This is a genomic window from Rubellimicrobium roseum, assembly GCF_006152145.1.
Classification (GTDB): domain Bacteria; phylum Pseudomonadota; class Alphaproteobacteria; order Rhodobacterales; family Rhodobacteraceae; genus Rubellimicrobium; species Rubellimicrobium roseum.
Genome location: NZ_VDFV01000086.1, coordinates 1 through 8,132 on the forward strand (window position 1 = coordinate 1; position 8,132 = coordinate 8,132).

8 protein-coding genes and 1 pseudogene are annotated in these 8,132 nt (G+C 64.7%); 3 read left to right on the forward strand and 6 right to left on the reverse strand.

Annotated features, from left to right (window positions below; translation table 11 throughout):
- Positions 1–298, reverse strand: a pseudogene (locus FHG71_RS22275) (TerC family protein); the annotation flags it as partial.
- A gap of 814 nt (positions 299–1,112) precedes the next feature.
- On the opposite strand from FHG71_RS22275, the gene FHG71_RS22280 reads away from it, so the two are divergent.
- The 3 genes from FHG71_RS22280 (at position 1,113) to FHG71_RS22290 (ending at position 2,955) form a co-directional block, all read left to right on the forward strand.
- Positions 1,113–1,406, forward strand: coding sequence for an HU family DNA-binding protein (locus FHG71_RS22280; RefSeq protein ID WP_139083923.1), 294 nt, complete (start codon positions 1,113–1,115; stop codon positions 1,404–1,406).
- Positions 1,407–1,540: 134 nt separating this feature from the next.
- Complete coding sequence (locus tag FHG71_RS22285; RefSeq protein ID WP_139083924.1) at positions 1,541–2,290, forward strand: sulfite exporter TauE/SafE family protein; 750 nt, start codon at positions 1,541–1,543, stop codon at positions 2,288–2,290.
- A gap of 368 nt (positions 2,291–2,658) precedes the next feature.
- Positions 2,659–2,955 carry a hypothetical protein gene (locus FHG71_RS22290; RefSeq protein ID WP_139083926.1) on the forward strand — a complete coding sequence of 99 codons (297 nt, stop codon included), beginning with the start codon at positions 2,659–2,661 and terminating at the stop codon, positions 2,953–2,955.
- A 57-nt stretch (positions 2,956–3,012) separates the two neighbouring features.
- Here FHG71_RS22290 and FHG71_RS22295 read toward each other — a convergent pair whose 3' ends face one another.
- From FHG71_RS22295 to FHG71_RS22315, 5 genes are all read right to left on the reverse strand, one after another.
- Complete coding sequence (locus FHG71_RS22295; RefSeq protein WP_139083928.1) at positions 3,013–3,354, reverse strand: hypothetical protein; 342 nt, start codon at positions 3,352–3,354, stop codon at positions 3,013–3,015.
- Between the two features lie 405 nt (positions 3,355–3,759).
- Positions 3,760–4,743 (reverse strand): hypothetical protein, encoded by a 984-nt coding sequence (locus FHG71_RS23815; RefSeq protein ID WP_176559585.1) that lies wholly within the window; start codon positions 4,741–4,743, stop codon positions 3,760–3,762.
- A gap of 1,063 nt (positions 4,744–5,806) precedes the next feature.
- A complete protein-coding gene (locus tag FHG71_RS22305; protein ID WP_139083929.1) occupies positions 5,807–6,325 on the reverse strand; it encodes a GAF domain-containing protein in 519 nt (172 codons plus the stop codon).
- Between the two features lie 180 nt (positions 6,326–6,505).
- A complete protein-coding gene (locus tag FHG71_RS22310; RefSeq protein WP_218014218.1) occupies positions 6,506–7,240 on the reverse strand; it encodes a Crp/Fnr family transcriptional regulator in 735 nt (244 codons plus the stop codon).
- Between the two features lie 201 nt (positions 7,241–7,441).
- Complete coding sequence (locus FHG71_RS22315) at positions 7,442–7,795, reverse strand: roadblock/LC7 domain-containing protein (RefSeq protein WP_139083931.1); 354 nt, start codon at positions 7,793–7,795, stop codon at positions 7,442–7,444.
- Positions 7,796–8,132 lie beyond the last annotated feature (337 nt).

The window sequence follows — 8,132 nt, forward strand, 5'->3', positions numbered from 1 at the left end:
GGTACTGGGGTGGGACGGCGAAGTGCGTGAAGATCAGCACGATGACAAAGATGTTGTCGATGCTGAGGCTGAACTCGATGAGATACCCGCTCAGGAACTGAAGCGCCAGCTCGGAGCCCTGAAACCAGAATACCCCGGCGCAGAAGACCATGGCCAGGGCCAAGTAGATGCCCACGCGGATCAACGCCTCGCGCCCGGTGATGACATGGGCCTTGCGCGAGAGGAGGCCGAGGTCGAATGCCAGAAGCAGGCCAACGAAGGCGGCAAAGCCGAGCCACGACATGAAGGTTGCGTCCATGGGAGGACCCCCTGCGTCTGCCTTGCCGTCCCGCAACGGCCAGGAAGTTGGTGGGGAGCGGTCCGACATCGCCGGCATGTCAGGGCGGGGCACGCCGGCCAGAGGGGGCCCGGACCAGGACGTCGACGGATTGCTGATCAGCCAGCCCGCTTTGGCCCGACTGTCACCGAAGCCTCAAAGTTCCTCGACCAAGCTCTCGCGAATGAGCGGGTCCGAGTTCAAGGCGAACTGGCGGCATGCGCGGCTCACGGTGCGTGGTATGGTGAAGTGATGTCGATCATCCTGCGACCGTTCTGAAGCATTACCGTTCTCCGTCGAAGGGCACTGCGACTCGCCCATCACCGCTTCAGGTGAGGCTCACGGAAGGCCTGATGCTCTTACAGAGATCCAGTCGGCCTTCCAGTGAACCGCCATCGGAGCGGCAAATGGAAGGTCCGACATCGCAGCGCCGGGCGGCGCTGCCAGAGGGGCCCGGACCCAAGCCGGACTATGCTCGGCCGCAACTCACAGCGCAAGCCATCCCAAGACGCCGCTCAGCTATGCTCGGAGCTAGTAGTGGTTTCGTTTCCATAGGGGCGCACGTCCAAGACACCGGCCCGATGCACCTTCGGATCCTAGCATCCGCAAGGGGATCCCCTTGCGGACATGTCATCTCTTGCCTGATCCGACCCCACTGAAGCGCCGCCGCTACAGGTCCTGTTCGTATCTGGGCTTCTTCCCAGGGCAGCCGAGTTATGAGCTGGACAGGTTTTCCGAGAAGCGATGCAGAATGAGCCCTGACGCCCTCCGGGGCCTGTAGACAGGGAGAGACCACATGGCCAACCAGATGACCAAGACACAACTCGTCGCCGCCCTGGCCGAGGAGACGGGGACCGACAAGAAGGCGGCAGGCGCGATGCTCGAGGCGCTCAGCGGCATCATCACCCGCACCGTGTCCGAAGGCGGCGCCGTGACGCTGCCCGGCGTGGGCAAGATCTTCCTTCGCGAGCGCCCCGAGCGCATGGCGCGCAACCCCTCGACGGGCGAGCAGATCAAGAAGGACGCCGACCGCGTGGTCAAGGTGATCGTGGCCAAGGCGCTCAAGGACAGCATCAACGCCGGCGCCTAGTCTCCGAAGACCGGCAGGCTGCTCGGCATCACTTGGACGGACGAGCGGCCACAAGGCCGCCGCCTGCCACTCCTCTTGCGAGCTACCCCGATGCAAGCTTCGCGGGACCTTGCGGCATCCCGGGAGAACCCCCGTTGCACGACCTCATGGTTCTAGTGCTGGCGGCCTTCGCGGCTGGCGTTCTCAACACGGTCGCCGGGGGCGGCACGTTCCTGACGTTCCCAGCCCTCGTCTATGCCGGCCTGCCACCCGTGCCCGCCAACGCCACGAGCGCGGTGGCGGTGTTTCCGGGTTACCTCGCGGGCGCCGCGGGCTTCCGGCGGGAGCTGCGGACCCTGAACCGCAACCTCCTGCTCCGGGCCGCTGGAGCCACGGTCGTGGGCGGCCTGATTGGATCGCTCCTGCTGCTCGTCTCCTCCAACGAGGCCTTCGCGGCTGTGGTGCCGTTCCTGCTGGCCGTCGCTACACTGGCCTTTGCTTTTGGGGATCGGCTCCAGACCTGGGCGAGGCGGCAGGCTGCGCTGTCCCCGTCGAACCCACTCGGGGCCGTGCTGGTGGCGGTCTATGGCGGCTACTTCAACGGCGGGCTCGGGATCATGCTGCTGGCGCTGTTCTCGCTCCAGGGCATGCGCGATCTCCACCAGATGAACGGGCTCAAGAACGGCTTGTCGTTTCTGCTGTCGGCCATCTCGGTCGCGACCTTCGCCATTGCAGGGCTCGTCGCCTGGCCGCAAGCCATCGTCATGATGCTGGCGGCCACGGCCGGCGGCTACGCCGGGGCGCCACTTGCCCGGGCTCTGCCCCGCTCTGCAGTGCGAGCCGTCGTCATCGCCGTCGGCGCGACCATGAGCGCGATCTTCTTCGCGCGAAACTTCGCGCCGTGATGACTCCTAGAGGGCCGCAGAAGGCCCTGCACTGCGGAGAGTGTCCCGGATCCCTTTCAGCCTCGCATCAGGAGACCTGATCCGGAGCCAGCCAGCGGGCTCTAAGCTTACCAGCAACGGCGGCGGCCACCAAGATGATGATCTCAGCGTCCAACATTAGCACGTGCTTAGGCCTAGGCTTGAGCCTCTATGGTCATGCTTGGGTGTCCGGCCGGAACGGGGAGCCGTTCAGGCGTTCGGTCGGCCTGCGGCGGAATGACTTCGCCTCACTTAACATAGGACGTGGCGTCATACGGGTCAGTTGCGCGAAAGGCCCACAGGCGACGACGGTCCCGCATCTCCCTGTTGCTCCTGATCGAAGGCTTGGCATGACGCTTTATCTGCACAACCCTGCGTCCGAGGCTCACCTGGAGGACCTGAAGGACCGCCTAGTCCTGCAGCTCGCCGGCCCGCCGCGCGACGTGCGGAGCGATCGCGAGGACCTCGCCTTGGCCGACCACCTGGTCGAGGTGGTGCGCGCCATGGACCACGGCCGGATCACGACCAGAGAGGCGCTGGAAACGTTCACCCGTCACCGCGTCCCGGGTTTCAGCTTCGGCAGGTGGCTCGTGGAGATGGTCGACGAGGGCGTCTACCTCGATGCCGTCTACGACGAGGCGGCCTGAGCGGCCCACCGGATCAGGCGATAAGGGCGGCCCGGGGAGGGCCAGACGCGACCTGTGTCACCCGCTGCGCGGGGACGGCCACCCAATGACGTGGGCCAGGGTGTGCGCCTCGACGGGAGGGTCGTCCGCCAGCGGGGTGACTATGGCGCTGTAGGAGGCCACTCCGTTGGTCTCCGCCTCCGCCGAGACCGAGGCCCCAGCCGCCGTCATCATGTCGAGGCTGGCGGCGTTCACCACCACCAGCCAGACCTGGCCCGCGTCGCGCATATACCAGTAGCGCAGCTGTCCCCCGAGGGAGCGGTAAAGGGCCGCCACATAGCCGACCCGGCCTTCCCAGATCGGGCCCGGGTCGCTGGCGGTCACGTCGGCCCACACGATCTGCGCAAGGTAGTTCGGCACGTCCACTCCCCTTCGGACCTCGAGACAAGGCCCTCCAGGAAAACAAGGGGAGAATGGCAGGACTGCCGCTAAAGGATGGCAGCGGGTCTCGATCAGCGAAATGGTCTGATCACGCTCGCTCGACATTCGACCTGTCCAGCCGGGCAGCCGACACAGAGGCTCACTGTTCCTCAACCTCCGTCGTGCGGGCACTGCCGTGAAGAACCTGGTCCATGACTCGTCCGTCCAAGAGGCGTCAGCCGTGACATTCCTCTCTGGGACGGCCCACCTGAAGCATGAGGGCACCTAACAGAGGCACAGCAGAGGGCGAGGCCGGCTGCAGAGCGAAGAAGAAAGGCCGGTCCAAGACCGGCCCTCCTCATTAAGTCTCTTGTTTGTCAGCGATGAAGGACGGCCATGCGCACGTCAGCCGTTTCTGTCGCCAGCGCCACGACCGGCACCGCCCGCGTTGCCACTCCGACGTCCTTCGGAAGGATTGCCGTCGCCTTTACCGGCGTTGCCACCTTTGCTGTCCGCCTTGCCACCGTTTTCTTGGCCGCTCTGATTCCCGCCAGCGCCGCCAGTGTTGTTGTCGTTGCCGCCGCCGGAGTTGCCCCCGGTGCCGTGGCCGCCTCCGCCCTGACCCGGGTTGTCGGGGTCATCATGGCCGTCATTGTTGCCATGACCGCAGTCACCATCACCGTCGGAGTTTGAGCAGCCGCCTCGGCCGCCACCGCCGGAGTTGCCCGTGCCGCCGCCCGGATTGCCACCGGTCTCGCCGCCGGTCTCCGTGCCGCCGCCCGGATTGCCCCCGGTCTCGCCGCCGGTCTCCGTGCCGTCGCCCGGATTGCCCCCGGTCTCGCCGCCGGTCTCCGTGCCGCCGCCCGGATTGCCCCCGGTCTCGCCGCCGGTCTCCGTGCCGCCGCCCGGATTGCCCCCGGTGCCCCCACCAGGGTTGCTGCCAGTACCACGACCGGGGTTGCTGCCAGAACCCTCACCGGCATCGGTGTCGCCGCCCGGCTTGCCCCCAGTGCCCCCTCCAGGGTTGCTGCCAGGGTCACGACCGGGGTTGCCGCCCGGGTTGCGGCCAGAACCCTCACCAGGATTCTCGTTGTCCGGATTGCTTCCTTTGCCGCCACCAGGGGTGCCTCCGGGATTGCCACCCTCACCCGGAGTGCCTCTGTTCGGGTTAGGGTTCCAGTCTTGGCGACGGTCACCCTCGCGCCGGCGCTGACCGGGCCGGCCTTCTTTTCCAACCGCAGCACTGGCTTCATCGTTGCAGGCGAAGCGGTACTCCTCCTGGGCCCCGTCCATGCGGTCCGCCTCGATGCGGGCCCGGTTTGTTCCCAGATACACGGTGATGCTGCTGTAGATGCCCCGTTCCTGAAGCTCAGCGACCGCAGGCTCCACGGGTGGGCAGCTCGGGGCCAGTTGCACGGTCCGGGATGGGGACTCAACGGATGAAGCCAACCTCTCGGCCAAGGCTCCGGTGCCAGAAAGGCCAATCAGTGCAGTCGATAGAAGGATGGTGCGCTTCACAATGAGTACCTTTTGGGGCTGTGGGAACAACGAGTTACAGGAGCGCCAGGCAGCCGCTTGGCGTCGGTGCGGATCGGACGAACGAGCAAGCAGCCACCGAACGCGCAGGGGCATCAGAGCCATGCGCGACAATCGGTGCACTACGCGCTCTTGTTTCGGCGCTTACAGAAGGCGCGTCAGTCTGCCGGCGGCGCCTGCGCCAGAAGACGGTGTCCATTCCCGGAAAGGCACATCGGAGGCGGGCTCGATGCCAGGTGCCCGAAGGAGCAATCAGAGAACATTGTTAACCACTACTCGCGTCAAGGCCCCCACCACGTCGCGTATCCTTCATTCTCCATTCCCATTCTATTGCCAACCTTACCATTTGTGCAGGTCGATGCGGATATTTGCGACTGATCAGACAATTAAGGCTTCCCCTCCGTCACCGCGACATGGAGAAAGCCTAAGTTTTATATATAAGTTGTTGATATTTATTGTATGTATTCAGCGTTGAGCTGATAGACGAAGGGGGTAAATCATTCACGACTTTCGGGCGCTTTAGCCGTGATTGCCCCGTTGGGGCCGCATTGCGGCGGAACGTCGTCCGACGTCACTTCAAATGATGGATTTGTGACGCGAACATGTCCTCAAAAGGGAGGTGCGCATTTCGATTGCTTGATTGTTCCTGCTCCCCTCGCCAGCGTGGGAGCCACAGCCATCGGCCTGCTCATGGGGCACCCACGTCGGCTCGCGCTCGGCTTCTATGGTCTGGCGAGCAGCGGCTTGCTGCTCCTGGTCGGCCTTGGCCTTCCTCTGGAGGGCGCAGCCAGATCATCAGATCAGACCTTTTCAGGTGCGAGTGACGCATCCGTTGCCGAGGCTACGCGTCCTAACCACCGGGCCTGGCGACCTGGCGATGGGCTGCGCAGGTCCACCACGTGGTCCACCGCGTCGTCTAGACCGCCTGGAGACGATCAATCGCCCACCCCAGAACGGCGGCGTAGCGGGTCAGGATGGCGACATCTGTCTTGTCGAAGTCACGTGGGCGGGTGTCGTCCACCTCCAAGAGACCGAAGGCCTGCGGATCGGTCCGCAGGATCGGCACATTCGCCAGCGCCCGCACCCCTTCGGCGTGCATGAAGCCGGGCAGGTCAAAGCGCCGGTCCGTGCGGATGTCTTGCACAACGACGGGCTCACGCGTCCGAACCGCGAACGCGTCGGAGACGCCCTCGTGCAGGAAGACACGCGCATGCCCGACAACGCCGGGGTGCCAGCCCAGGCCGGCTCGGACCAGGAGGCTTTCGCCCTCGGGCTCGATCTCGAGCACCTTGGCGCGCTCGGTGCCCAGAGCCCGGCTGGCCCGCCAGCAGGCCTCCGTCAGGATCTCGTTGAGATCCTCGGATTGGCTCGCATAGTCGTGGAAGTCAGCCAACGCCCTTTGGTGTCCGACCCGGGCCCAATAGCTGTCAGGCATCGTCGGGATGCTCCCTTCGGCAGTGCGAGGCCAAGAGGGAACGGTGTCATGATGGGCGGGGTTCAGGGCAGCAGACTAAAGAACAACATGGGCCTAAGAGGCGCCGAGACGGGTATGGCGGACGGGGGATCCGCCGTATAGCGCTCCGATGATCGGATCCGACGTCGGCCCGCCAGCACTCTAGGCTGCCCTGCGGCGGGCCTGTGGCAGGTAGAGGTAGTCCGGCCGGAAGTAAGCGAGCCGGGTGAGCCCGTCCCAGTCAGGGATGGTCAGCCGTCCGCCCCCGAAGGTGATGAGCCCGCGCTTGCGCAGCTCCTGAAGCGAGCGGTTGACGTGGACCGCCGACAGCCCGGTCGCCTGGCTCAAGTGGATCTGAGTGAGCGGCAGGTTGCAGATCCTGTCTCTGGCATGGCCGACGGCTTCCAAGCGCGTCATCAGCTCGCACATGAGATGCGCCAGCCGCACCAGGGCCGAGCGGTGTCCAATGTTGACAATCCACTCCCGATAGACCGAGCCCACAACGAGCGTGCAGCGCCAGAGCGCGGACGCAATCCGGGGGTGGGCGTCGCACAGGGCCTGCAGGTCGCCATGTTCGATGACGGCCAGTTGGCAGGGCCCCACTGCCGTGACGTCGCAGTCGATGACCCCGAGGTGCAGCGTGCGGATGTCGGGCAGGTCACCTGCCACATAGAACGACATGATCTGGCGCTTGCCGTCCTCGATCCACTTGGAGGAACAGACAAGGCCATCCAGCACGACGAAGCAGCTGGTGGGGCAGTCTCCAGCGCGATGAATCTCCTCATCACCCGCGAGCCGGACAAGCCGGCTCGGGAGAGCGTGCAAGGCCGCCGACTCCTCGGGTGCAAGGTCAAAAAGACAGCTAAGCTTTTCAACAAGGGCATGGGTGGCCGGCACGTGATTCAACCTCATGGTTTCTGAAGACGTGCCCAAGCACGTGGCTCGGGCACTCTGGGCGCCATGCCCCGCCCCACCGCCGAGCCGAAGTCCCTGCATAGCCTCGAAGTAGACATGAGCAACCCGGATCAGATCCGGGACGTCTGCTACTCGCAGCGCAGGCCTCCAAGCCCCCTAGAGCTGTAGTGGCTTGCTACTGCCTTACATACTCAGCGAGGACTCGATCTGCTTCACCTGCAGCCGGGCCATGCCTAGGTTGGCACCCTTCTTGTCGAGAGCGACGTAGAGGAACATTGCCGGAGCCTTCTCCAGCGGACGGATCAGGTGGAGCTGCTTGCCCAGCGTGATCAGGATGTCGTCAATGTGGTCTTCGAGGCCCAGGATCTCCATGGCCTGCCGCTTGGCTTTGACCACCTGGGTGTTGAGCGCCGCGGCCGCCTCAAGGTCGAGCTTGCCGCCGCCCTCGGAGGCCAGCATCAGGCCCGAGTCACTATCCACGAGGCAGGCCCCGATAAAGCCGTTGATGTTGTTGGTCGCCGAGATGTCCGTCCGCATGTCGTCTGTCCCTTGTGTCCGCTCAATCGTTAACTCGACCGAGACTGGCCGCAGAGCCACCCTGCTCTGCCCATGGTTGTTTTCTGGGCCAATCAAGGCCGAAATGGGGCAGAAGTTCATAATCATCAAGATCGCGAACTAACACCGGCTGTTAATGAACCCTTGTGTCCGAGGCCCCCAGTGAGGGGCGGCTCCAGCGCCGCTACATGCAGGTCGAGGCCATGGTCGAATTCAATATCCCGCCCGACCATAGCCATCCTTGCTAATCTAGGTTCAGGACCCATTGATCTGCTCGCTCCCGCTGTGACGGTGTGATTCAAGCTCCCGGTCTGAGGGG